Annotated in this window: 22 protein-coding genes and 1 riboswitch; of the genes, 13 read left to right on the top strand and 9 right to left on the bottom strand. The window is 61.5% G+C overall.

What is annotated here, in order from left to right; genetic code table 11:
• Positions 1–406 precede the first annotated feature (406 nt).
• From LPW11_RS15055 to moaA, 6 genes are all read right to left on the bottom strand, one after another.
• The gene (locus tag LPW11_RS15055) at positions 407–2,359 is read right to left on the bottom strand and encodes a sigma-54-dependent Fis family transcriptional regulator (protein WP_230994697.1); all 1,953 of its coding nucleotides are present in this window, start codon (positions 2,357–2,359) and stop codon (positions 407–409) included.
• A 129-nt stretch (positions 2,360–2,488) separates the two neighbouring features.
• A complete protein-coding gene (gltA, locus tag LPW11_RS15050; RefSeq protein WP_230994696.1) occupies positions 2,489–3,904 on the bottom strand; it encodes an NADPH-dependent glutamate synthase in 1,416 nt (471 codons plus the stop codon).
• Positions 3,897–4,748, bottom strand: coding sequence for a sulfide/dihydroorotate dehydrogenase-like FAD/NAD-binding protein (locus LPW11_RS15045; protein ID WP_230994695.1), 852 nt, complete (start codon positions 4,746–4,748; stop codon positions 3,897–3,899). Before LPW11_RS15045 ends, gltA begins: the two co-directional genes overlap by 8 nt.
• 488 nt (positions 4,749–5,236) lie before the next feature.
• Positions 5,237–6,532, bottom strand: a complete 1,296-nt coding sequence (locus LPW11_RS15040; protein WP_230994694.1) for a radical SAM/SPASM family putative metalloenzyme maturase — start codon at positions 6,530–6,532, stop codon at positions 5,237–5,239.
• Positions 6,533–6,751: 219 nt separating this feature from the next.
• On the bottom strand, positions 6,752–6,919 hold the full coding sequence (locus LPW11_RS15035; protein WP_230994693.1) for a hypothetical protein: 168 nt from the start codon (positions 6,917–6,919) through the stop codon (positions 6,752–6,754).
• Positions 6,920–7,013: 94 nt separating this feature from the next.
• On the bottom strand, positions 7,014–7,988 hold the full coding sequence (gene moaA, locus LPW11_RS15030) for a GTP 3',8-cyclase MoaA (RefSeq protein WP_230994692.1): 975 nt from the start codon (positions 7,986–7,988) through the stop codon (positions 7,014–7,016).
• Positions 7,989–8,500: 512 nt separating this feature from the next.
• On the opposite strand from moaA, the gene LPW11_RS15025 reads away from it, so the two are divergent.
• The 12 genes from LPW11_RS15025 (at position 8,501) to LPW11_RS14970 (ending at position 19,470) form a co-directional block, all read left to right on the top strand.
• Complete coding sequence (locus tag LPW11_RS15025; RefSeq protein WP_230994691.1) at positions 8,501–9,664, top strand: iron-containing alcohol dehydrogenase; 1,164 nt, start codon at positions 8,501–8,503, stop codon at positions 9,662–9,664.
• A gap of 151 nt (positions 9,665–9,815) precedes the next feature.
• Positions 9,816–9,932, top strand: a riboswitch (molybdenum cofactor riboswitch).
• A 26-nt stretch (positions 9,933–9,958) separates the two neighbouring features.
• Positions 9,959–11,689 (top strand): aldehyde ferredoxin oxidoreductase family protein, encoded by a 1,731-nt coding sequence (locus LPW11_RS15020; RefSeq protein ID WP_230994690.1) that lies wholly within the window; start codon positions 9,959–9,961, stop codon positions 11,687–11,689.
• 119 nt (positions 11,690–11,808) lie between these two features.
• A complete protein-coding gene (locus tag LPW11_RS15015; RefSeq protein WP_230994689.1) occupies positions 11,809–12,033 on the top strand; it encodes a MoaD/ThiS family protein in 225 nt (74 codons plus the stop codon).
• Entirely contained in the window at positions 12,034–12,909 is an 876-nt protein-coding gene (locus LPW11_RS15010) for a HesA/MoeB/ThiF family protein (protein ID WP_230994688.1), read from the top strand.
• A gap of 266 nt (positions 12,910–13,175) precedes the next feature.
• On the top strand, positions 13,176–14,387 hold the full coding sequence (locus LPW11_RS15005) for a hypothetical protein (protein WP_230994687.1): 1,212 nt from the start codon (positions 13,176–13,178) through the stop codon (positions 14,385–14,387).
• Between the two features lie 99 nt (positions 14,388–14,486).
• Complete coding sequence (locus LPW11_RS15000; RefSeq protein WP_230994686.1) at positions 14,487–14,762, top strand: hypothetical protein; 276 nt, start codon at positions 14,487–14,489, stop codon at positions 14,760–14,762.
• A 253-nt stretch (positions 14,763–15,015) separates the two neighbouring features.
• Positions 15,016–15,288, top strand: a complete 273-nt coding sequence (locus LPW11_RS14995; protein ID WP_230994685.1) for a DUF4242 domain-containing protein — start codon at positions 15,016–15,018, stop codon at positions 15,286–15,288.
• Between the two features lie 102 nt (positions 15,289–15,390).
• Entirely contained in the window at positions 15,391–16,605 is a 1,215-nt protein-coding gene (locus LPW11_RS14990; RefSeq protein WP_230994684.1) for a molybdopterin molybdotransferase MoeA, read from the top strand.
• Between the two features lie 79 nt (positions 16,606–16,684).
• Positions 16,685–17,161, top strand: a complete 477-nt coding sequence (moaC, locus tag LPW11_RS14985; RefSeq protein ID WP_230994683.1) for a cyclic pyranopterin monophosphate synthase MoaC — start codon at positions 16,685–16,687, stop codon at positions 17,159–17,161.
• Between the two features lie 2 nt (positions 17,162–17,163).
• On the top strand, positions 17,164–17,652 hold the full coding sequence (locus LPW11_RS14980; protein WP_230994682.1) for a MogA/MoaB family molybdenum cofactor biosynthesis protein: 489 nt from the start codon (positions 17,164–17,166) through the stop codon (positions 17,650–17,652).
• Positions 17,653–18,145: 493 nt separating this feature from the next.
• Complete coding sequence (locus LPW11_RS14975) at positions 18,146–18,337, top strand: hypothetical protein (protein ID WP_230994681.1); 192 nt, start codon at positions 18,146–18,148, stop codon at positions 18,335–18,337.
• A gap of 20 nt (positions 18,338–18,357) precedes the next feature.
• Positions 18,358–19,470, top strand: a complete 1,113-nt coding sequence (locus tag LPW11_RS14970; RefSeq protein ID WP_230994680.1) for an FIST signal transduction protein — start codon at positions 18,358–18,360, stop codon at positions 19,468–19,470.
• A gap of 99 nt (positions 19,471–19,569) precedes the next feature.
• Here the strand turns inward: LPW11_RS14970 and cysC are convergent, their stop codons facing one another.
• Positions 19,570–20,295 (bottom strand): adenylyl-sulfate kinase, encoded by a 726-nt coding sequence (gene cysC / locus LPW11_RS14965; protein WP_230994679.1) that lies wholly within the window; start codon positions 20,293–20,295, stop codon positions 19,570–19,572.
• 206 nt (positions 20,296–20,501) lie between these two features.
• On the opposite strand from cysC, the gene LPW11_RS14960 reads away from it, so the two are divergent.
• The gene (locus LPW11_RS14960) at positions 20,502–20,804 is read left to right on the top strand and encodes a GYD domain-containing protein (RefSeq protein ID WP_230994678.1); all 303 of its coding nucleotides are present in this window, start codon (positions 20,502–20,504) and stop codon (positions 20,802–20,804) included.
• Positions 20,805–20,918: 114 nt separating this feature from the next.
• Here LPW11_RS14960 and LPW11_RS14955 read toward each other — a convergent pair whose 3' ends face one another.
• The gene (locus LPW11_RS14955; protein WP_230994677.1) at positions 20,919–21,122 is read right to left on the bottom strand and encodes a hypothetical protein; all 204 of its coding nucleotides are present in this window, start codon (positions 21,120–21,122) and stop codon (positions 20,919–20,921) included.
• A gap of 120 nt (positions 21,123–21,242) precedes the next feature.
• A complete protein-coding gene (gene tssA, locus LPW11_RS14950; protein ID WP_230994676.1) occupies positions 21,243–22,805 on the bottom strand; it encodes a type VI secretion system protein TssA in 1,563 nt (520 codons plus the stop codon).
• Between the last annotated feature and the right edge of the window lie 107 nt (positions 22,806–22,912).

Below are 22,912 nucleotides of genomic sequence, written 5' to 3'. Positions count from 1 at the left end.
CTGAAACGGCTCCTCCAGGGGAGGTGAAGTTACCAGAACGCCGCCGCGACGTCAACACGGCAGGATTACGGATTCCTTATCCTGCAGGTGGCACCCTCGCGCAACTATGGAAGATGAATGTGCAGGAAATATGGAGTGCGCGGTGCGAAGGGGAGATTGAATACAAGCACAACCCCGGCGGCAGGTCCCTCCCCTTGAAAGGGAGGAACGAGGAGAATGTAGGCCGGAATAAGCGTAGCGTTTCCGGCAACTGTTGCAGCCTTGATCGGCCCGGCCGACGCCGGGAACGCCTGCGGCTTATCCCGGCCTACAACTGCGACACCGTCGAGGAAATTTCTTTGATGACATAAAAAAAGCTCCCCGGCGGCTGGCAGAGGAGCTTTTGAATGTGACGATAGTGGTGATGCTAGTACGAGATCCCGTACTCCTTCATCTTGCGGTACAGGGTGTTGCGCCCGATGCCGAGCATGGTAGACGCCTTCTGGATGTTCCCCTGGTAGAAGGTGAGGACTTCGTAGATCATCCCCTTCTCCGCGTCGCGCAGGGAGGTGATCTCGGTCTTTCGCACCTCCGGCTTTGGTTTCAGCGTCGTGCCGCAGTCGAGGAGGTCGCCGGTGAGAACGCCATCGACTCCGCAGCGGATGATGGCGCGCTCGACTGCGTTCTCCAGCTCTCGGATGTTGCCGGGCCAGCTGTGACCCTGAATCTTTTTCAGGAAGGTGTCGTGGATCTGGACGTCCTTTCCGATCTTCGTGCTGATCTTCTGCACCAGGTGGCGGGTCAGCAGACCGAAGTCCTCGGGACGCTCGCGCAGCGCGGGGATGTGGATCCCGAGAACGTTCAGACGGTAGTAAAGGTCCTGGCGGAAATTCCCCTTCTGTACCTCCTGGCTCAGGTCCTTGTGCGTGGCGGCGATGATGCGGATGTCCACGAGCTTCTCGTTGCAGGAGCCGATGCGGGCCACCTTCTTCTCCTGGATAACCCGCAACAGCTTCGCCTGCACGTTGAGGGACATGTCGCCGATCTCGTCGAGGAAGATCGTGCCGCCGTCGGCGATCTCGAACTTCCCTTGCTGCCCGCCGCGCTTGGCGCCGGTGAAGGTTCCCTCTTCGTAGCCGAAGAGCTCGCTCTCGATGAGGTTCTCAGGAAGCGCGGCACAGTTAAGCGCAATGAACTGACGGTCGGAGCGCTGGCTTGCGTTGTGGATCGACTGGGCGAAGAGCTCCTTCCCGGTCCCGGACTCCCCGGTGATGAGGACGGTGGAGGGGCTGGCGGCGGCAAGACGCGCCCACTCCTTCGCGGCGACGACCGCCGGGCTCTCCCCCACGATGTCGTCGAAGGTGTAGCTGTGGGAATGAACGACGGTGGCACGCTGCCTGCTCGGCTGGCGCCCGTGGTGCTCGCGGAAAACGGCGACCGCGCCGATGACGCCGCCAGCGTCGTCGCGCAAGAGGGAGGCGGAGCTGTAGATCTTGCGCCCGAGTTTCTCCAGGATGATCTCGCGGTCGTCATACTCGGTGCCGTCAGAGAGGACTTTGAGGAGCGTGGAGCGGGCGTTGTAGATCGTGTCGACGTGGCGCCCCTTCACCTGGGCCGGGCTCACGCCGAAGATCTCCGCGCCTTTGGCGTTGATCTCGGTGACGATGCCGTTGTTGTTGATGGAGATCAGACCGTCCGACATGTGCTCGAGGAGCGCGTTGGAGTAGCGGTACGCCATGAAGAGCTTGTCGGTCGCCTTCAGGAGGCGCAGCTGGTTTTCGATGGCGTTCACGGCCGCGACGGCCATGCCGAGGGTGTGGGCGTTGGCGACGCGATAGTCGCCGCTGATATCGAGGACGGCCATGAGCTCGCCGTCCGGGTCGAATATCGGGGCGGCCGAGCAGGTGAGGAAGTGGTGCGGCTTACAGTAATGCTCCCACGCGTAGATCTGGACCGGCTTCTTCTCCACCACCGCTGTTCCGATGGCGTTCGTCCCCTTCATCGTCTCGTTCCAGTTGCCGCCGGGACAGAGGAGGACCTGGCGGGTGCGGGCGACGATGTCGTTGTCCCCCAGCACCTCCAGAAGATAGCCGTTCTCGTCGGCGAGGACGACCTGGAAGCCGGAGCCCTTGACGAAGTTGTACAGGTTGTCGAGGAAGGGACGCGCCACCTTCAAGAGGTGCTGCTTCTTGAAGAGGCGCTCCCTGAGCTCCAGCTGGTCCACCCGGGTCTCGGGCTCCAGGTACGGGTTGATGTTCAGATTACGGCAACGCTGCCAGGAGTTCGCCACCTCTGGCCGCAACTGCTGCACATCGAGGATGTTGTCCTCGACAAAGAGGCTCCAGGCCTTTTGCAGTATCGCGAGAGATTGTGAAGACATGGCTAATCACCCTTTCATAAGTTCCGGCCGACATAGCGCTTCGGCAGACCGAAGTATCCACCTTTGGCACACAAAATGTCAAGAACATTCTAGGGTTTAGTCACCCTGTATACTCAGTCAGCCCCCCTGTCATTCATTAACCCCGGTAAGGTACCGGTGAATAGCGGAGGCCGCTTTCTTGCCATCTCCCATGGCGAGAATCACCGTCGCCCCGCCGCGCACGATGTCACCGCCGGCGAAGACGCCGGGGAGATTGGTGGCCCCGTTCTCGTCGCAGGCGATGTTCCCCCAGCGGTTCAGCTTCAGCTCGGGGGCCGCGGCGGTGAGGAGCGGGTTTGGGCGGGTGCCGATGGCGTTCACTACCACGTCCGCCTCCAGGAAGAAGTCGGAGCCGGGGACCGGGACGGGGCGGCGACGGCCGGAGTCGTCCGGCTCGCCGAGTTCCATCTGCTGGCAGGTGAGCCCGTTCACCCACCCCTCGGTATCCCCTTTCACCTCGAGGGGGGCTGTGAGCAGGAAGAACTCGATCCCCTCTTCTTTGGCGTGTTTTATCTCCTCCACGCGGGCGGGCATCTCTGCCTCGGTCCTGCGGTAGACGATCATGGCGCGGCCGGCGCCAAGCCTTCTGGCGGTGCGTACGCAGTCCATGGCGGTGTTGCCGCCGCCGATAACGGCGACGCTGTCGCCCGTTAGGATCGGGGTGGAGGAATCGTCCCTGCGGCCGGCCTCCATCAGGTTCACGCGGGTCAGGAACTCGTTCGCGGAGTACACCCCCTTCAGGTTCTCCCCCGGGAGGTTCAGCATCATCGGAAGCCCTGCGCCGTTGGCGATGAAGACCGCGTCGAACTCCGCGCGCAGCTGTGCGAGGGTGAGGGTCTTGCCGATGATCACGTTGCACTCGATCGTGACTCCAAGGTCGAGGAGGCGCGCCACTTCCTGGTCGATGATCTCCTTCGGAAGCCTGAACTCCGGGATGCCGTAGCGGAGCACCCCGCCGGTGTCGTGCAGCGCCTCGAAGATCACCACATGGTGCCCCTGGCGGGCGAGCGATCCTGCCGCGGTGAGCCCTGCGGGGCCGCACCCGACGATCGCCACCTTCTTGCCGGTCGCCGTCGCAGGCGCCTCGGCGGGGAGCTCCGATGCATGCTGCATCGCCCAGTCGGCCACAAAGCGCTCCAGGTAGCCGATCGCCACCGGGTCTCCCTTGATGCCGCGCACGCACTTCGACTCGCACTGCTGCTCCTGCGGACAGACGCGGCCGCAGACGGCGGGAAGGGCGTTGTCGGCCTGGAGGATGCGGGCCGCCTCGGAGAGGTTCTCGTTCACGAGTGCGTCGAGGATCTCCGGGATGGAGACCGCCACCGGGCACCCCTCAACGCAGGGACGCCCCTTGCACTGGATGCAGCGTGCCGCTTCCTCGATTGCCTGCTCGTAGGTAAGACCCTGATTCACCTCCTCGAAGTTGCGGCTGCGCACCGTCGCATCGAGCTCCGGCATGTGCACCCTCGGGTTTGCCATCTTCTTTTTCACTGCTTCACTAGACACGTGCCGCCTCCTGGTTCATAAGATGGCACTCCTTCTCGCGGTGCCTCCGTTCGTGCTCACGGTAGGTGGTGAGCCGGTCGCTCAAGCTGGCAAAATCGACGAGGTGACCGTCAAACTCCGGGCCGTCCACGCAGGCAAAGCGGGTCTCCCCCCCCACCACGACGCGGCAGCCGCCACACATCCCGGTGCCGTCGATCATGATCGGGCAGAGGCTCACGATCGTCTCCACCGCGAAAGGACGCGTCACCTCGGAGACGGCGCGCATCATGGGGACGGGGCCGACCGCGAAGACGATGTCCGGCTTTTTCTCCGGGTCGACGAGGAGGTCCTTCAGGACGTCGGTGACGAAGCCTTTGCGCCCGGCGCTGCCGTCCTCGGTGGTGATGAGCAGGTTCTCCGAGAGGGCGGTCAGTTCCTTCTCGAGGATCACCAGATCCTTGTTGCGAGCTCCGATGATGGTGGTGATGGAGTTGCCCGCTTCAGCGACGCCGCGCACCAGCGGGTAGAGGACGGCAGTCCCCACCCCGCCGCCGACGCAGACGACGCGCCCCCACTTCTGGATGTGGGTCGGCTTCCCGAGCGGCCCGGCCACGTCGGAGAGCGCCCCCCCTGCCGGAACTGCGACGATCTGGCGGGTGGAGGCCCCGACGGCCTGGATGAAGAGGGTGATCGTACCCGCCTGGAGGTCGGCGTCGCCGATGGTAAGCGGGATGCGCTCGGCGCCGCGGGCGGCCCTCACGATAACAAACTGACCCGGTTGACGCGCCGCGGCGATCCGCGGAGCCTTCAGCACCAGACGGTGCAGGTTCGGCGCCAGTACCTCATTGCTCACTACCTCAAACATTGCTCACCTCTGGACATAGTGCACCCTTTCTACTTTTTAGATAGCTCTTGCTGCAGCAGGGCTTTGGTATTGAATTAAAGAGGAGACCTTCTTGAAGCGGTCTGCAGGAAAGCGACCTGGGAAGTGCCTCTGAACGAGAGCCCCGGGGAGCCCGGGAAACGTCTCAGTGCGGGGGTATTCTCTGGTGCCGGCCCTGGGACCCGCACTGCGTCCCGAGAAAAGAGAGGTAGCTAACTACCTCTTTTGCCTCGCGCACGGGTGTATACAATAACAGGACAGAGCGCAGCTTTCCAGAAAATTTTCATCATCTTAGTACAAAGAGAAAAAATGTGCCAGAGATGAGTGAGCTCCGGAGGGGAAAGAGAGAAGAAAAATGGCAGGATAGGCCGGCCGAGAAGGGGGTGAGCGGGGTCAGGCTTTGCATTTGGGCATTCGGTTGCGAAATCCCCAAATGCAAAGCCTGACCCCAGCATCTATTCACATTTCATTCAGTCGAGCCAGCTGAAGACTCCGTAGCTCCACAGACAGCTGTTGCATTCGGACCCCGCCGGGGACTCCTCGTCGGCGCAGGAGGCGAAGCCGGCGGAGAGGTCGTCCATCAGGGCGCTCTCGCGGTAGGTGCGGAAGGGTCGGCTGTTCCAGATATCCAGAATGTCCTCCTCCAGGACGTTGCCGAAGATCATCGGAGGAGCGGCGGGAAAGGCGCCGGTGCGGCAGTCCCCCCAGACACGGTAGCACGGCAGCATCCTGCCGTCCCAGGAGATGAAGGCCCCCCCCTGCTCCACAGAGGCGCAGCCCCTTCCACGATGGAGCGCGTTCTCCGGGAGCTTCAGCTCGAGCCCCGTCCTGCGCGCAACATCCTGCGCCCTCTCGAGGACCGAGCGGCTCTCCTCCTGATGGTGCGAGTCGCGGGCGAAGAGCGCCTTAAGATCGAGGGTGACGCCGCGCTGCTGCGCCTCCCCCTTCAGGGCGGCCACAAAATCGATGATCCTGCGCTCGCCGGGGGTCTTGTGGTACTTCCAGAGGATTTCGAAGTAGCGGGTTATCTCCACCCCCTGAGCCTCCGCCTCCCTCTTCCATACCTGGTACAAGGCAAGCGCCTCGTCGCACCCGGGTGCCGGGAGCCTCTCCGCCGCAGGGTCGGCGCAGGCGTGCAGGTTGGAGACGATGGCAAAGCTCGCGCCGCGGGCCGCGGCCCACTCCAGGGCAGCCGGGAGCTCCTCCAGGTTGTCGCGCTCCACCACGTACTCCACCCCCACGTCGAGCGCGGGACGGCTGCAGATCGATTTTGCCGAGGAGAGCGCCTTCAGCGCCCATTCGAGGTCCATAAGCTGATTGCCGGAGCGCACGGACCCGGAGGAGGCGACATCGGCCCCCTCCATGGAGAGGCAGATGCGGTCCAGGCCGGCGTCGACGAGGGAGATGGCACGCATGTTGGTGAGGAGGATGCCGTTGCTGCGGAAACCTACCCAGCTCCCGTCGGGCATGAGGTTCTTCGCGCGCTTCACGAACTGCTCGAGGTGGCTGTTCAGCAGAGGCTCCCCTACCCCGTTGAGGACGAGGGAATCGAGGGTCGAGAGAGCCCCCTCCAGAGACTTGAAGGTGGAGAGATCGAGGTCGCCGTCGTGCCTGCGGTAGGCGTCCGGGCGCTGCTTCCTGCATTGGAGGCAGCTCAGATTGCAGCGGGTGGTGGTCTCCACGAAAAGCCGGGAGGGGTATTCTAGGAGCGCCTCGCCGGTCTCCATGCAGGGGCCGGAAAGGGTAGCGGAGGAACAGGTATACATTTCGCCCTCACATGACGGTGGAGCCGGTTGACACCTCCGGGGACGCCCCCTCCTTCGAGGGACCTCCCCCTCCACGGTATTCCAGCTGTCACACCGTGCCTTGAGAGATGGTGGAATCAAGATTCTCTGTCGTGAACCGGGACGGCGCGGGAGAAAAGGAACGGCCGCGCGCGCCTGCCGGGGAGCCCCCTGCCACGACAGAGCAGGGACGCTGACCGCCTACTCCGGGCGCGACGTCTCCCATTTCTCCTTCAGGAGGGTGAACGCCTCGCGCATGACGTTGGAAGCCTTCTTGTTCGTCCGGTCCATTATCTGCTGCACGGCTGCGCGCTCGTCGTCGCTCATCCTTATGGAGATGATGTTCGCCTTCTTGTCTTTACCTTTCACGTTACCCTCCTGCCAGAGACTAGAGGTTGCGAGTGAACCTTTTTGTGGCGCGGGCGAGAGTCTTTGCTGCACCTGTGAAGGAGCAGAAGAAATCCTAGCCGCCTATCTGGGACATGGCAACACCGCCGCTCTCTTTGTCGGCGAGCTGGTGCCGGTCCGGTTTCTCCGTCACGATCCGCCTCAAGGTTTCCCGCAGGATCTCCGGATCGTCGTCTTTCAGCAGGGGCTTCAGATCCTCCCCCTTTTCCGCAAAGAGGCAGCCGCGCACCATCCCGGAGGCGGTGATCCTGATGCGGTTGCAGCTGTCGCAGAAGTGCCCGGATATCGGAGTGATGATCCCGATCGACCCCGGCGCACCCTCGATCCTGAAGTTGCGCGCCGGCCCCGCCATCTCGGTGCTCACGAGAGGGAGGAGCGGGTAGCGCTCCCCGATCCGCTCCAGGATCTCCCCTCCCGAGAAACTTTTTTCGTGCCATCCTTGACACTTCAAGGTTGGCATGTACTCTATGAACCGGATCGTGTACGGCTTCTTCAGGGTAAGCGCCGCGAAGTCCAGCACCTCTTCATCATTTACTCCCCGCATCACCACCATATTTATCTTCACCGGCGGGAATCCGGCATCCTCCGCTGCGGCTATTCCGTCCAGGACCTTCCCTAGGTCTCCTGAACGGGTGATACGTTTGAACGTTTCGGGCTTTAACGAGTCCAGGCTGATATTGAGTCGCTCCACCCCTGCCCTGCGCAGGTCGTGGGCCATCTCCCCCAGCAACACGCCGTTTGTGGTAAGGACAAGTTCCTTGAGACCGGGAGTCTTCGCCAGCCTCTCCAGGAACGACACCACCCCTTTTCTCACCAGCGGCTCGCCGCCGGTGACGCGGATCTTCTCGATTCCCACCTCCACAGCGGTGGAGGCGACACGGAAGAGATCCTCGTAGCTCAGCATCGACTCGTGCTGCAGCTTGGGCACCCCTTCCGCGGGCATACAGTAGGAGCAGCGCAGGTTGCAGCGGTCGGTTATGGAGAGCCTGAGGTAGTTTATGCGCCTGCCGAACGAATCTATAAGAGCCATGTCGCTGCCTTCTCTCGCAGTGGTTGAAGTCAAAAAAAGAGGAAAATCTCAGGGTTGCTAGGCAATAACGGTACCAACGCGCCGCAGCCGGCAGCGAATTTCTCCGGCGTATACCGCAACCCACTTCATAATACCCTTGATTACAGGGAAACGACTTATTATTATGCGTCCCCCATGTAATCGTATACAAGGAAACAAAACGGTTGCCCGAAAGGAAAACGGACCGTTCCAAAACAAAACAACTGTTCCACATTGGAACATACTGACCGTTCCCTTTCAGAACGGAGCGCAAAAGTGAAAATCAGGCGGAAAAAGGGCGCAGAGGTGAAACCCCTGTTTTTCCGAGCACAAACGGAAAGAGATGACAAAAAACTAAGTATACAACATTTTTGGTACGGCGATTGCGTAAGCTAGAAAACCGTTTTACAAAACCGTATGCAATAATCGGCCAATTGCGTACGGCTAACCAAGAGGTGGCAGCACCTCAAAAAAACCAACAGGAGGAAGTAAACATGGCATTAGCAGATCAGACATTCGGGTTCTACATTCCTACGGTAACTCTCCTTGGCGTCGGCGCTTCTAAGGAAGCCGGTGAGCAGATCAAGCAGCTCGGCGCAAAGAAGGCCCTGCTCGTGACCGACAAAGGCCTCTCCTCCATGGGCGTTGCCGCCAAGATTGCTGACATCGTGAAGGCAGCTGGCGTTGAGTGCGTAATCTTCGACGGCGCTGAGCCGAACCCGACTGACAAGAACGTACACGACGGCGTGAAAGTGTACCAGGACAACAAGTGCGACGCCCTCATCTCCCTGGGCGGCGGCTCCTCCCACGACTGCTGCAAAGGCGTTGGCCTTGTTATCGCCAACGGCGGCAACATCCGCGACTTCGAAGGCGTGAACAAGTCCGCTAAGAGCTTCCCCCCGTTCGTCGCCATCAACACCACCGCAGGTACCGCGTCTGAAATGACCCGTTTCTGCATCATCACCAACACCGACACCCATGTCAAGATGGCAATCGTTGACTGGAGGGTAACCCCGAACGTCGCTATCAACGATCCGGTCCTCATGGTCGGCAAGCCGCCCGCACTGACCGCAGCAACCGGTATGGACGCCCTTACCCACGCTGTCGAGGCATACGTTTCCACGATCGCTACCCCGATCACCGACGCATGCGCAATCAAAGCTATCGAGCTCATCGCAGCTTACCTCTCCAAGGCTGTTGCCAACGGTGAGGACCTCGAAGCTCGTGACAAGATGGCATACGCCGAGTACCTCGCAGGTATGGCATTCAACAACGCCTCCCTCGGCTACGTTCACTCCATGGCTCACCAGCTGGGCGGCTTCTACAACCTCCCGCACGGCGTCTGCAACGCGATCCTGCTCCCGGCAGTTTCCCAGTACAACCTGATCGCCTGCCCGCAGCGTTTTGCTGACATCGCAGTTGCCCTCGGCGAGAACGTCGAAGGCCTCTCCGTGACCGAAGCTGGCCAGAAAGCTATCGACCGCATCCGCAGCCTCTCCGCTTCCATCGGGATCCCGGCTGACCTCACCCAGCTCGGCGTTAAAGAGCAGGACCTCAAGATCATGGCAGAAAACGCGAAGAAAGACGCCTGCCAGTTCACCAACCCGCGCAAGGCTACCCTTGAGCAGGTTATCGGCATCTTCAAAGACGCCATGTAAGACCCTTTTCCCGGCAACGGGAAGAGTTCTGTAAGACAACAAAAGGATGGGCAGTGGTGATGAGCCCTGCCCATTCTTTTTAGGTGCCCTCTTATGCCGCGCTCCGACGAGGTGGCGCAGCAGGCGCCGCAGCACGCTTTTTCTGTTCTTCAACGCAGCACCTCCGAGCCGTACAGCCTAAAAGGGGAAGCCCTCACGGGGTCCGGCCAACGGGTTTCGCGGGAAACGGCGGAGCCTCCCTCCCGGAAAGGAGTCATTTACGGTAACCCCAAAATGATAGGGAGATGGAGAAACATGGAAAAAATCATTCGCGTGAACATGACGGACAAGACGAGCAAGATCGAAGCAGTCCCCGCAGCATGGGCACCCTATGGCGGGCGCAGCCTCACCTCCACCATCGTCGCAGCTGAAGTACCCCCCACCTGCAACCCCCTTGGCCCCAGCAACAAGCTCGTTTTTGCTCCGGGACTCCTCACCGGTACCGCAGCAGCACAGAGCGGCCGCCTCTCGGCCGGCGCGAAGAGCCCGCTGACCGGGACCATCAAGGAAAGTAACGCCGGCGGCACCGCGGCGCAGCAGCTTGCCCGCATGGGTGTGAAGGCGATCATCATCGAAGGTCAGCCGAAAGAGGACAAGTGGTACAGCCTCCAGGTCACCATGAACGGCGTGACGATCCAGGAAGAGAAGGAGCTCGTCGGCAAAGGCAACTTCGCGGTCATCGACGCGGTTGAGGCGAAACTCGGCAAGAAAGCCGGCGTCATCACCATCGGCCCGGCCGGCGAGTACCTCATGACCTCCGCCAACATCTCCGTCAAGGACCCCGACTCCAAGATCCGCAGCCACGGCCGCGGCGGCCTCGGCGCAGTCATGGGCTCCAAGAAGATCAAGTACATCACCATCGACGAGACCGGCTCCGCACCGGTACCGGTCGCTGACCCGGAGAAGTTCAAGACCGCTGCCCGCACCTTTGCCAAAGCGATGCTCGACCACCCGGTCTCCGGCCAGGGTCTGCCGACCTACGGCACGAACGTCCTCGTGAACATCCTGCACGAGGCAGGCGGCCTCCCGACCCGCAACTTCACCCAGGGTCAGTGCGCACACCACGACAACATCTCCGGCGAGACGATGTACGACACGATCGTGAAGCGCGGCGGCAAGCACAAGCACGGCTGCCACGCAGGGTGCATCATCCAGTGCTCCCAGGAGTACGTTGACGAGCAGGGTAAATACATCACCTCCGGCTTCGAGTACGAGACGATCTGGGGCCTGGGCGCCGACTGCATGATCTCCGACCTCGACGACATCGCCAAGGCAGACAACGCCATGGACGACGTGGGGATCGACTCCATCGAGGGCGCCGTCATGTTCGGCGTGGCGATGGAAGCAGGTATCATCCCCTTCGGCGACGGCAAAGGCGTTCTTCGCCTGCTGCGTGAAGAGGTGGCGAAAGGGACCGCCCTCGGGCGCATCCTCGGCAACGGCGCCGGCTCCGTCGGCCGCACCTACGGCGTTGTCCGCACCCCGGTCGTCAAAAACCAGGGGATTCCGGCATACGACCCGCGTTCCGTCAAAGGTATCGGCATCACCTACGCTACCTCCACCATGGGCGCCGACCACACCTCCGGCTACACCATCGCCACGAACATCCTGAACGTCGGCGGCCACGTCGATCCGCTGAAGAAAGACGGCCAGGTCGAGCTCTCCCGCAACCTGCAGATCGCTACCGCCGCGGTTGACTCCACCGGCATGTGCATCTTCGTCGCCTTCCCGGCGCTGGACATCGCCGAGTGCCTCCCGGCCCTCATCGACATGATCAACGCCCGCTACGGCATCAACCTGACCGGCGACGACGTCGTAGCCCTCGGCAAGTACGTCCTGAAGACCGAGCGCGCCTTCAACGTGGCGGCAGGGTTCACAAACGCCCACGACAGGCTCCCCGAGTTCTTCAAGTACGAGCCGGTCGCACCGCACAACGCGCTGTGGGACTTCTCCGACGCAGAGATCGACGAGTTCTGGAACTTCTAAAAAGTTGTTGACTTGAGAAAGCTAATGCAGTACTTCCCGGTGTGGCGCAAGCCACACCGGGCCTTTCGAAAAATCGGGCAGCTAGCATCGAAGCTACACACCAACATCAAGGTTTGGTCATGAAGATTACCGTAAAGCTTTTCGCCTCCTTCAGGGATAACAGGTTCAAGGTCGCCGACCGGGAGTACCCGTGCGGCACGACCGGCCGTTCCGTGATGGAGGAAGTGGGGATCACCGAGGAAGAGATGGGGATCGTGCTGGTAAACGGCCGCCACGTCTCCCTCGATGACGCGTTGCAGGAAGGGGACACCCTGTCGATGTTCCCGCTCGTCGGTGGAGGGTAGATGGAGAATCTCCTCGCATACCTGAAGGAGGGCGCCGCAGACGGCCTCCTCCCCTGGTCCGTCCAGGACAGCGCTGCCGTGCGCTTTGGCCTCAGCCATGCCGCGGTGGAAGAAGCTGCCCTGTCAAACGGCCTCTTCCCGGCGCGCTACCAGCGCAACCGGAAGATGATCGATGCGGCGGGGCAGGCGCGCCTTTTCGCCAGCCGCGCCGCGGTGATCGGCTGCGGCGGGCTCGGCGGGTATGTGATAGAGGAACTGGCGCGTTTAGGCGTCGGCCAGATCGTCGCTGTCGATCCCGACATCTTCGAGGAGCACAACCTGAACCGCCAGCTCCTCTCTTCCCCGAAGTCACTCGGCAAGCCGAAGGTGGAGATGGCGTACCGCCGGGTGGCGGAGATAAATCCCGCAGTCACGGTCACCCCCCACTACAAGGCGTACTGTGCAGGGAACGGAGAGGAGATCCTGCGCGGCTGCGACGTCGTCGTCGACGCACTGGACAGCATAGCGGTGAGGCTCGAGCTCGCGGAAAGCTGCGCGGAGCTCGCCATCCCCATGGTGTACGGAGCGATCGGCGGCTGGTACGGGCAGGTGGCGACCCAGCTCCCGGGAGATCGCACCGTGCAGCAGATCTATCGCAACTGGAGCGCAGGGAAAGGTATCGAAAAGGAGCTCGGCAATCCCTCCTTCACCCCAGCCGTCGTGGCGAGCCTGGAGGTTGCCGAGGCATGCAAAATCCTTCTGGGGAAGGGAGAGCTTTTGCGCAGGAGAAAGCTCTCCATAGACCTTCTGGAGATGGAGATCCATGAGATATCGTACGAGGATGTGCAGGAGACCGTCTCCTCCCCCGCCGCCGCACCTGGAAGAGCCGCGGGATGAGGAGTTTCTCCCCTTCCCTCGGACTTTCTCACCGACAGGGGGAGTGCCGCCACTTTCAGCATGAAAATTCATTAATTTGCCAGGGCCGGATTCCCCTCGGGAATACTGGCCATTTTTTTTGCCTGGAGAGGGAGTAAGGGTGAGAGGCAACTATTACAGGGCCCCCGTGGGGCCGGAAAGGAGGAACACGGAAAGGAACTCGCTTAAAGCACCACCAACACGTCAATTTGCTTAGCAGTACCATTCAATGATCAAGGGGGAAAAGTATGCAAAAGAAAAGAGTATCCACACTGGCAGCGGCACTGTTACTGGCAGCAACCGCAGTACCGTCCGCTCATGCTTTCGATGTAGGCGGTGCTAACGGCTGGAAGTTCTCCACCGACGGCTTCCTCAACGTATTCGCGACCTACGAGTCCGCCCAGGGCAGGCCTGCCGGGGTCATCGACGGCGAGCTCGGTATCGGCGGCAGCGGCGACCACGAGCGTAACTTCAGGGTAAGGACCGGTCTCCTCCCGGTAGGGATCGGCTTCAACATTAACGCCCCGACCACCAACGGTGTGGATTACGCCATCCGCCTCGGCATTTACCCGCAGATCCAGAACGAGGGAACGGGCCGTACCGACCTCTCCCCCAACATCGACTTCCGTGAAATCAACATGACCGCCACCGGTGCCTTCGGTCAGGTTCTCGCAGGTCGCGCGATCAACCTGTACCAGGCGAAAAACATCCTCACCGACATGACCCTGTTCAGCGTCGGCGTCGTCGGCCCCGTTCCGAACGGCCCCACCATGGGTCACATCGGCTACGGCTACCTCTACCCCAACTTCGACGCCCAGATCCGCTACACCACTCCGGACATGGCAGGTCTGAAGTTCGCCATCGCAGTCGGCGATCCGCACTCCGTCGGGGCTGCCACCATTACCGACGTGCCGCGCGTTGAGGCTGAACTCTCCTACGCCACCACCTTCCCCGCAGGGAAGGTCCAGGCATGGGTTTCCGGTCTGTACAACGAGGCGAAATTCGGCGCCGACACCGTCCTCTCCGGCGTGGACAGAAGCGGCAAGCGTGCCCGCTCCATCGGCGGCGCAGGCGGCGTGGAAGTCGGCATGGGGCCGCTGGACCTCCTCGCATCGACCTACGGCGGCAAAGGCCTCGGCATGCTCGGCATCTCCGACTTCGGCGCCCTCGACGCCACCGGCAAAGAGCGCCAGAACTTCGGCTTCCTCGGCCAGGCTACCTTCATGGTCACCCCGGTCGTGAAACTCGGCGCCAACTACGGCCAGTCCCGTGCATACAAGACCGTCAACGACAGCGACCTGAACATCATGAAGCAGCAGTCCGCAACGGCGAGCGTGACCTACAACGTCGCGAAGTTCGTGCAGCTGATCGCCGAGTACACCTGGGCGCAGGACCGTTGGTACAACGGCGAGACCCAGAACGCCAACATCGGCGCGCTCGGTACCTTCATTTACTGGTAAGCCATCCGCAAAAAGAGGCTCCTGTCTGGCTTGCCAGACAGGAGCCTCAGGCTGTACACTTATGAGAGGTGCATCTACTCGAACCTAAGGAGGCTCACCATGAAGAGAAGCACAATGATAGCACTTGTTGCGCTGCTTGTGTCAGCAACGGTGCCGGCTCTCGCTGCGGACCCGAATCAGGAGAAAGTAATTTGCGATCTCGCCTCTAAGAACTGCGTCAGCCGTGTCCAGACTCTGGAGAAGAAAATCAAGAAACTCAACATGGAGATCAAGAAGGGGGACCGGAAGTACTCCCCGGAAGAACTCAAAAAACTCGAAATGAAACTGCAGGAAGCGCAGGATCAGCTCGACCGCGTTGAGTCCACCGCCAAGTAGGTTTGTAGAAAGGAGTTGCTGTCCTGGCGAGAGTGGGCCAGGGCTCGACAGCTGCAACGCGAGCCGTGGCCCTTTTTTTGTCCGCTGTGCCGCAAAGAGTCCCCGGAACACCCCCGGCAGGGGATCGATGAGAGGGAACCCCACAAGTACCGGCGGCGGCAAGGAAAGATGAGAGACATCTTCCCGGTTGCAGCTTCATTACCGAGATCCATTAAAAGTACCGTGTAAACAATATTGCCTAAAGGAGCCTACCATGCCAAAATACGTCATCGAACGCGAAATTCCCGGCGCAGGACAGATCCCCGCTAACGACCTCCAGGCCATTTCCCAGAAGTCCTGCAGCGTCCTTTCCGGCCTCGGGCCGCAGATCCAGTGGGTACACAGCTATGTCACCGACAACAAGATCTACTGTGTGTACATCGCGCCGAACAAGGAGATGGTACTGGAGCATGCGAAGCAGGGCGGCTTCCCGGCCAACAGCGTCGAAGAAGTAAAGACGATCATCGATCCGACCACCGCTGAATAGAAGAGTACAGTTTCAAAAGACGGGATGGCGGCTTGAGCGAGAGCTTCTGACGCCCTCCCGTTTTTTTTGTCCCTCCCCAAGATACACACGAGGTCTTTCTTTATGCCTTCCTTTGAAGAAGCACGCGGCATCATTCTCGGGCAGACGAAGGTCCTGGGAGAGGAAAAGGTAGCGCTCCTTGAAGCGCATGGAAGAGTCCTCTCCCAAGACGTGCACACGCCGTGGGACATCCCCCTTTGCGACTATTCCGCCATGGACGGCTTCGCTGTACGCGCCGCCGACTGCACCCCCCTTCCCGCCACCCTTCGGGTCACCGGCTACATCCCCGCCGGCGCCGTCCCCACAACGGCAGTCGAGCCGGGGTGCGCGATCAGGATCATGACTGGCGCCCCTACCCCTCCCGGATGCGACGCGATCGTCCCGATCGAGGAGACGACCCAGGAAGGGGAGAGGGTGACGCTGAAGGCTCCTGTCCGCGCAAAGCAGCACATCCGGTTTCAGGGGCAGGATCTGAGGGCGGGGGGGGTGGCCCTTCATGCCGGGACCATTATCGCCCCTCCCCAGGTGAGCCTCCTCGCCTCCATCGGGAAGGCGCTGGTACCGGTCTACAAAAGGGCGCGGGTGGCTATCCTCTCCACCGGCGACGAACTGATCGAACTCGGCAAGACCCCCGGCCCCGGAAGGATCATAAACTCCAACGCCCTTTCCCTTGCCGCTGCGGTCCGCGAGTGCGGCGCCATCCCCGTGATCCTCGGGATCGCGGCGGACGAGCGCGAGAGCCTGCGGGAAAAGATGCTGGAGGGGGTGCGTTGCGACGCACTGATCACCTCCGCCGGCGTCTCCGCGGGGGACCGCGATCTCGTGCGAGAGATCCTCTCCGAGCTCGGCGCGACCGAAGGGTTCTGGAAGGTCGCCATAAAGCCGGGAGGGCCCACCGCCTTTGCCAGCATAAACGGTCTCCCGGTCTTCTCCCTCCCGGGGAATCCGGTTTCCACCATGGTGACCTTCGAGCTCTTCGTAAAGCCTGCGCTGCGCAAGATGATGGGTGAGAAGAAGGTGGTGAGAACCTTCGTGAAGGGGGTCCTTGCCGAGGAAATCCGCAAGGCGCCGGGGAAACTGAACTTCGTCCGGGTACGGGTGGAGCGGGAAGACGGCACCTATCGCGCCTACAGCTCGGGAAGCCAGCACACCGCGGCCCTCCCCACCATGGTGTCGGCGGACGCTCTCGCGGTCCTGCCGCTCGAGGCATCCCTGGTACCGGCCGGAAGCGCCGTCGAGCTCCTCATGCTGAGGGACGTCGACCTCACCGAAGGGTAACATCCTGCGCCAGCACATCCCTTTCCCGCAACGGAAGGGACCGTTTTCGCACCAACCAGCACAGAAAAAGGAGCAGCACATGTCTTTCAACCATTTCGACGAACAGGGACGCGCCATCATGGTGGACGTTTCCGCAAAGACCCCCACCATGCGCACCGCAATCGCCACCGCCACCGTGCACCTGAAGCCGGAAACGCTGGAGGCGATCGTCGCCGGCGTCATGACAAAGGGTGACGTCCTCGGAGTGGCGCGCCTTGCCGGCATCGCCGCCTCGAAAAAGACCCCCGACCTCATCCCCCTCTCCCACCCCCTGGCGATCCACTACAGCGGGATCGAGTTCGAGACCGAGAGCGCGACCGGGATCGTGCGCATCCAGGCGACGGTCCGCGCCTTCGAGCGCACCGGCGTGGAGATGGAGGCGATGACCGCAGCATCGGTGGCGGCACTCACCGTGTACGACATGTGCAAGGGTACCGACAAGTCGATACGGATCGGAGAGATCGCCCTCCTCTACAAGGAAGGGGGAAAAAGCGGCACCTACCGCAGGGAGGGGTAACGATGAGGGGAGCGATACTGACCTTGAGCGACAAGGGATCCCGCGGCGAGCGCGTGGACAGCAGCGGCCCGGCGCTGGAGAAGTACCTCGAGGAGCGCGGAGTGACGACGGTTCGCAGCGCGGTCATACCCGACGAGGCAGCGCTGATCTCCCGCACCCTGAAGGAGTGGGCAGACGGCGACGTCGCCGACATCATCCTCACCACCGGCGGTACCGGGGTCTCCCCAAGGGACGTGACCCCCGACGCCACCGTGGAAGTCCTTGACCGTGTCATCCCCGGCTTCGGCGAGGTCATGCGGGCGAAAAGCCTCCAGAAGACGCCGCACGCCATGATCTCCCGCGCCGTCGCCGGGATCCGCGGCAACACCCTCATCATCAACCTCCCCGGCAGCCCGAAGGGGGCCATCGAGAACCTCGACGCGGTGTGGGCGGCGGTGCCGCATGCCGTGGCGAAGATCCAGGGTGACAAGTCGGACTGCGCCGTACCGTGAACCACCTCTCCCCTCCCTGCGGACGCCGCGCCACGTGCGGCGCTCGCGGGAGGGGACTCCCCCCCTTCCCTGCCTCCCGCCACTCATAAAACAGCCGTAGATTCTTTTTCTCTAATATAATAAAATTAAATAGCCATTAGTGATGCTGTTGCATTAGAATTATTCTACACTTTGAGAACACCCTACTGTTTCCAGCTCGTTGCCGGTCCTCAATCAGAATTGCTCTGCCACATTTATTGCTAATTTATAATTTCAATGACAGTAGAAAGCGCTAAACATTGTTCTGCATCCTCCGATACTTCTAGTAAAACTGCCGCTACTATTGAAGGGTCCGGCGAAAAGTTACAGGGATGGAAGACTGGAGCTTCATCGACAGGAGAAAGAGGGACCTGACACCGAATACAGGGGAAGAAGTTGACGTATCGGAGGCACCAAAGGTAGTCGCTTGGCATACTGCGGTGCGCACACTATTGACACAGTAAGGAGAATAGGAATGGCCGGCAAAATCAAGCAAATGATCGACACAGTGATTAACCAAAGGGCCAAGGACAATGCAATGCTGGTGGGGGTGATCAAGACGAAACTGCTCCTTAAGGGGATTGATCCGGCCAAATTCACCGCGCAATCTGAAGATGATCCCGTCATTATCGGAAAGCTGGAAGCCTTGATCAGAGAGCTCAAATAAACTTAAGGAGAGAGGATTGTATGAATATCAAGACTGTTGCCTCGGAAAAAATCGATCTGCAAGACGTAGTACTAGACCTTCAGTCCCAGCTGTCCGGCTTCGATACGCACATGGTGGTCTTCTTCGCCTCCTCGACCTTTGATGCCGACGGCATCGCGGCAAAGATGCAGGAGGCATTCCCCGGAGCCTCCACCTTCGGCTGCACCACGGCCGGCGAACTCGTGAGCGGGAAGATGCTGAAGAATTCCGTCGTCGCCATGGCTTTCAGCAACGACTCCCTGAAGCAGGTGAAAGTAGCGGTGGTGGAAGACGTTAATGCCGACGATGCGGTTGACAAGGCTTTCGCCTCCTTTGCAGAGTTCTTCGGTACGCCGATGTCCGCTCTTGACCCGAAGAGCCATCTCGGCCTCATTCTGGTGGACGGCCTGAGCGGCGCCGAGGAGCGCATCATCGATCGCATCGGCGACCTCACCAACATCGGGTTTATCGGCGGCTCCGCCGGAGACGACCTGAAGTTCGCCGCCACCTATGTCTACGCCAACGGAAAGGCTTACAAGCACGCCGCGCTCCTCGCGGTGCTGGAGCCGACCGGCGAGTTCACCTTCATCAAGACCCAGAGCTTTAATCCGCTTCCGCAGAAGCTGGTCGTGACGAAGGCGATAGAAGAGGCGCGTGAAGTGCTGGAGTTCAACGGGAAGCCGGCAGCCGAGGCGTACGCCGAAGCGGTGGGGACCTCCGTTGAGGAAGCGCCGAACCGTTTCATGCACAACCCGGTCGGGCTTGTCTTCGAGGGGGAGCCGTTCGTGCGCAGCCCGCAGCAGATCAACCCGAAGGACGGCGGCATGATCTTCTACTGCGGCGTGAAGGAAGGTATGGAACTGAGCCTTCTGGAATCCACCGACATCATCGCCGACACAAAGAGCGCCCTCGAAAACGCGAAGGCGGAACTCGGCTCCATCTCCGGCATCATCAACTTCAACTGCATCCTGCGCACCCTGGAGCTCGGGCAAAAGGGGCTGACCGGCGCCTACGGCGAACTCTTCAGCGACATCCCCACCATCGGCTTCAGCACCTACGGGGAGCAGTTCATCGGGCATATCAACCAGACCGCCACCATGGTGGCCTTCAAGTAAGGCGACCGGCAAAATCGGTGACGAAAAAAGGGAGCTGCATCGGCAGCTCCCTTTTTTCATTCCGGCAGGACCGGCCGCCGACCTGCGCGTTCGGGCGAACTACAGGCTGAAGGAGCAGTAGGGAAAAGAGGATTCGTCGAGCGGTTGCTGCCTCTGCTCGTCGACGCGGGGGCGCACCCTCCTTTCGACCCTCAGCTGTCTCTGGGAGTGGTGCCTCTCCTGGCGCAGCGTCTCCAGGGTGGTGGTGTACTCGAGGATCCGGCTGACGCAGTTGGGGATGTCCAAGGAGCCGGTGTCTATGGTGAGCTCGGGGTTCCTCGGTTCTTCATAGGGAAGATCGACCCCGGTAAATCCAGGGAGGAGTCCCGCCCGCGCCTTCCGGTACAGACCTTTCGGGTCCCGCGCCTCGCAGAGGGGCTGATCGCACTTGAGGTATATCTCCACGAACTCCCCCGCCGCGAAGAGGGCGCGCACCCTGTCCCGCTCCTCCTGGAAAGGTGAAGCAAAGGCGGTGAGAACGACGACGCCGGCGTCGACGAAAAGGCGCGCCGTCTCCCCTGCCCTGCGGACATCCTCACGCCGGTCCGTGATCGAGGTACCGAGGTCGGAGTTGAGCCCGTGGCGCACGTTGTCGCCGTCCAGCAGGTAGGTGTACCACCCCTTGGCGAAGAGCGCCTCCTCGACCCGGCAGGCCAGAGTCGATTTTCCCGAAGCGGGGAGCCCGGTGAACCACAGGACCAGGGAGCAGTGGCCGTTGCGGTCCAGGTAATCCCACTTTTTCACACGCCGTTCCTGCCATAGTATGTGCTCGCCAGGACTGTTCATGGCACCTCCCGGGGTAAAGCCGGCGGCTTCCGACCTGGATCGGTCGCCTGCGCAGTCGGTGAGACAACCGTTAACCGCCCTCAATGTTAGCCAATCCCTCCCCTTTTTCAACAGCGAAGCTATCTTCCCCCGCCGAATCCCCCTCCCCCCGTGCTGCGATAAAATTGAAAGAGGAGCAGAAGGATTAACGGAAGGAGGAGAGTGCCATGATGTTTATCATGCTTACCCGGCTCGCACCGGAGGCCCTTCGGTCACCGGCTTCGCTGGAACAACTGGAGAAGAAGGCGGCCGAACAGATCCGCAGCAAGTGCCCGAAAGTGGAGTGGGTGCACAACTTCGCGCTGTTGGGGCCGTACGATTACCTCGACATCTTTAACGCGCCCGACCTGGAGACCGCGATGGAAGTTTCCACGATTGTGCGCACCTTCGGCCAGGCCACCACCGAGGTCTGGACCGCGACGGAGTGGAGCAAGTACAAGGAACTGGTAAGAAACCTGCCGCAACAGTAACCGGCCTGGCGGATCTCACAGAAGGGGAAATGCCGCCCGGAAATAAAAAGAGCTGGGATCTCGCGGGAGATTCCCAGCTTTCTTTTTATCTCGGGCAGCCGCCTCCTGTTCGCATCAGGCACGGTCGTGACTCCCCGCCCCCCACAGCTGAGTCCGAACCAGCGGCTCCCCCTTAGCCTGCCTCTTCAGCTCGCTCATCTCGAGCTTCAGTTCACTGATCTCCTTCCTCAGCCCGTGCAGCTCACACCACACGCATGAGTGCGCATCGTGCCTGTACTTGTGCTCCTCACACCCTTCCGTCATGTTATATTCGGTCATGTCATCTCTCCTTCAGGTTGCGCCACCTGTAATTGTGCACTTCAAGAGTACCGGACGACTTTCCCACCGCAACAACGTCCGGCATGTCCCTTCGTTTAAATGTGCAGCCGCGCCCTCCCCCTACTCCCTCGGGATCTCTGCCACCTTTTCCAGCCGCAGCATCTCGGCAGGATCGAGGCGACCGATCCGCCGGAGGATACCCTGCGCCCTCTCCTGCTGCGCCGGCTCCTTCTGTGCCTGCAGTGCCAGGTAGGCGAGCTTCAGCCCGCTCAGCGCCAGGCCGGGTTCGTACTTCTCCAGCGCGTGCCGGTCGAGCGCGCTCATCACCACCTCCGACTGTGGAAGGGCGATATCGGTGCAGCCGACACCGAGCAGAAAATCAAGGAGGGAAAGGCGCCACACGAGCCTCTCCCGGCCGGAACGGCAGCCCTGTACCTTTTCGTGCAGCAGGTGCACCGCTTCGGTGAGCTGCCCCTCGCGAGCCAGGAGCTGCGCCTCCTCGACCGCGCCGGGGAGCGCGACCACATCCCCCTCGGCAACCTCCTGTGAAGGGACGACCTGCGGCGAGGGCGGCGTTGACGCCGGGAGGGTCTGCCGGAGCCAGCGGCGGGTCTCTGCGTCGGCAAAAGGGGTGCCGTCGCAGAAAGAGAGCTCCACCAGACCGGGCAGACGCAGGAGCAGATGACAGGTTTCATGCACGACCGCTTCCTGGGCGGAAAGGTAGGAGCCACCGAGGTGCCCGAGCGCCTCGAAGCTCAGGCGGTTCAGGTCGAGCCAGAGCGCGAACCGTGCAAGGCGCTCCTCCGATACCTCCAGCAGATGCTTGGCGCAGCGCTTCTGCCGCAGTTCCCTGAGCGTTGCCGCAAGCTGATGATCCGGTGCAGCGATACGGGTGCGCCCTTCCAGCGACGGTGGCAATGCCGACACGGTGCTCCAGAGAGCATTCCGGAGGAGGCGGTAGCCGAGCGGGTTGCACGGCTCGCCCCGGCGCAGGAGGAGGGCGCAGCGCATCAGAGCGCCGAGCGTCTTCTCGAGATCTTCCCCCCCGACTGCCGGGAGCTCAGTTTTTTCCACCGGCGGCGGGACCGGCACGAGTGTCTCGGGGGAGCGGACGTCCGAGGCAACCGGCACCACCGGCACCACCTTGTCGGCCGCGCCCCCTCCGACCTCCAGGAAATAGCGCCGCAGCGGCTCCAGAGAGGGGGCGCCGGGGAGGCGCTCCACCAAGAGGGCCTCGATTTTGTCCAGCAGCTCGAGGGCGACCGTTTCCTCCCCCGCGGGGAGCGACACCTTCCCCCCCTGCAGCGCCTTCAGCGTCTTTTCCAGCCACCACTCCACCGACAGCATTCTCCCCCGCGCCTTTGCCCGCACCGGGTACAGATCGTCCCAAAAGTTGTCGAGCATGCCGTAGTAAAGGCGCAGCGCCGGAAGAACACCTTCTGTGGTGCGGGTATGGAGGAGTGCAACGGCGAGGTAGCTGGTGACCACCAGGTCCTTCGACTTCTTCGCGAGGATCTCGGATGCAAGCTCCACCACCCCTTCCCAGTCGACGATCCCCGCATAGGAGGGGCACGTCAGCTTCTCCACCTCCGACTGCAACGCCTCGAAAAGCGGATCGTTGCGCACCTCCGTGCCGGCCGCGCTCTCCCCCGCGATGGGGTCGAGCAGTTTGGCGATCTCCATCTCTTGCGCCTCCACAATTCCAGCGTGCCGACGGCTAGATCGACGAGAGGATCTTCCGCCGGAAAAGATAGTACCTGAACGCCCCCCCCTTCCCTTCTGCCGGAGGA

It is taken from the genome of Geomonas sp. RF6 (assembly GCF_021044625.1).
Lineage (GTDB): Bacteria > Desulfobacterota > Desulfuromonadia > Geobacterales > Geobacteraceae > RF6.
This window is presented reverse-complemented; position numbering and strand designations above follow the sequence as displayed.

Bases quoted from the DNA above. Each gene is read 5' to 3' on its own strand.
- LPW11_RS15000 (WP_230994686.1), top strand. From the start codon at position 14,487: ATGAAGAGAAGCACAATGATAGCACTTGTTGCGCTGCTTGTGTCAGCA.
- LPW11_RS15055 (WP_230994697.1), bottom strand. From the start codon at position 2,359: ATGTCTTCACAATCTCTCGCGATACTGCAAAAGGCCTGGAGCCTCTTT.
- LPW11_RS15005 (WP_230994687.1), top strand. From the start codon at position 13,176: ATGCAAAAGAAAAGAGTATCCACACTGGCAGCGGCACTGTTACTGGCA.
- LPW11_RS15015 (WP_230994689.1), top strand. From the start codon at position 11,809: ATGAAGATTACCGTAAAGCTTTTCGCCTCCTTCAGGGATAACAGGTTC.
- cysC (WP_230994679.1), bottom strand. From the start codon at position 20,295: ATGAACAGTCCTGGCGAGCACATACTATGGCAGGAACGGCGTGTGAAA.
- moaA (WP_230994692.1), bottom strand. From the start codon at position 7,988: ATGGCTCTTATAGATTCGTTCGGCAGGCGCATAAACTACCTCAGGCTC.
- LPW11_RS14995 (WP_230994685.1), top strand. From the start codon at position 15,016: ATGCCAAAATACGTCATCGAACGCGAAATTCCCGGCGCAGGACAGATC.
- moaC (WP_230994683.1), top strand. From the start codon at position 16,685: ATGTCTTTCAACCATTTCGACGAACAGGGACGCGCCATCATGGTGGAC.
- LPW11_RS14980 (WP_230994682.1), top strand. From the start codon at position 17,164: ATGAGGGGAGCGATACTGACCTTGAGCGACAAGGGATCCCGCGGCGAG.
- LPW11_RS14990 (WP_230994684.1), top strand. From the start codon at position 15,391: ATGCCTTCCTTTGAAGAAGCACGCGGCATCATTCTCGGGCAGACGAAG.
- LPW11_RS14970 (WP_230994680.1), top strand. From the start codon at position 18,358: ATGAATATCAAGACTGTTGCCTCGGAAAAAATCGATCTGCAAGACGTA.
- LPW11_RS15040 (WP_230994694.1), bottom strand. From the start codon at position 6,532: ATGTATACCTGTTCCTCCGCTACCCTTTCCGGCCCCTGCATGGAGACC.
- LPW11_RS14975 (WP_230994681.1), top strand. From the start codon at position 18,146: ATGGCCGGCAAAATCAAGCAAATGATCGACACAGTGATTAACCAAAGG.
- tssA (WP_230994676.1), bottom strand. From the start codon at position 22,805: ATGGAGATCGCCAAACTGCTCGACCCCATCGCGGGGGAGAGCGCGGCC.
- LPW11_RS15010 (WP_230994688.1), top strand. From the start codon at position 12,034: ATGGAGAATCTCCTCGCATACCTGAAGGAGGGCGCCGCAGACGGCCTC.
- LPW11_RS15025 (WP_230994691.1), top strand. From the start codon at position 8,501: ATGGCATTAGCAGATCAGACATTCGGGTTCTACATTCCTACGGTAACT.
- LPW11_RS14955 (WP_230994677.1), bottom strand. From the start codon at position 21,122: ATGACCGAATATAACATGACGGAAGGGTGTGAGGAGCACAAGTACAGG.
- LPW11_RS14960 (WP_230994678.1), top strand. From the start codon at position 20,502: ATGATGTTTATCATGCTTACCCGGCTCGCACCGGAGGCCCTTCGGTCA.
- LPW11_RS15020 (WP_230994690.1), top strand. From the start codon at position 9,959: ATGGAAAAAATCATTCGCGTGAACATGACGGACAAGACGAGCAAGATC.
- LPW11_RS15045 (WP_230994695.1), bottom strand. From the start codon at position 4,748: ATGTTTGAGGTAGTGAGCAATGAGGTACTGGCGCCGAACCTGCACCGT.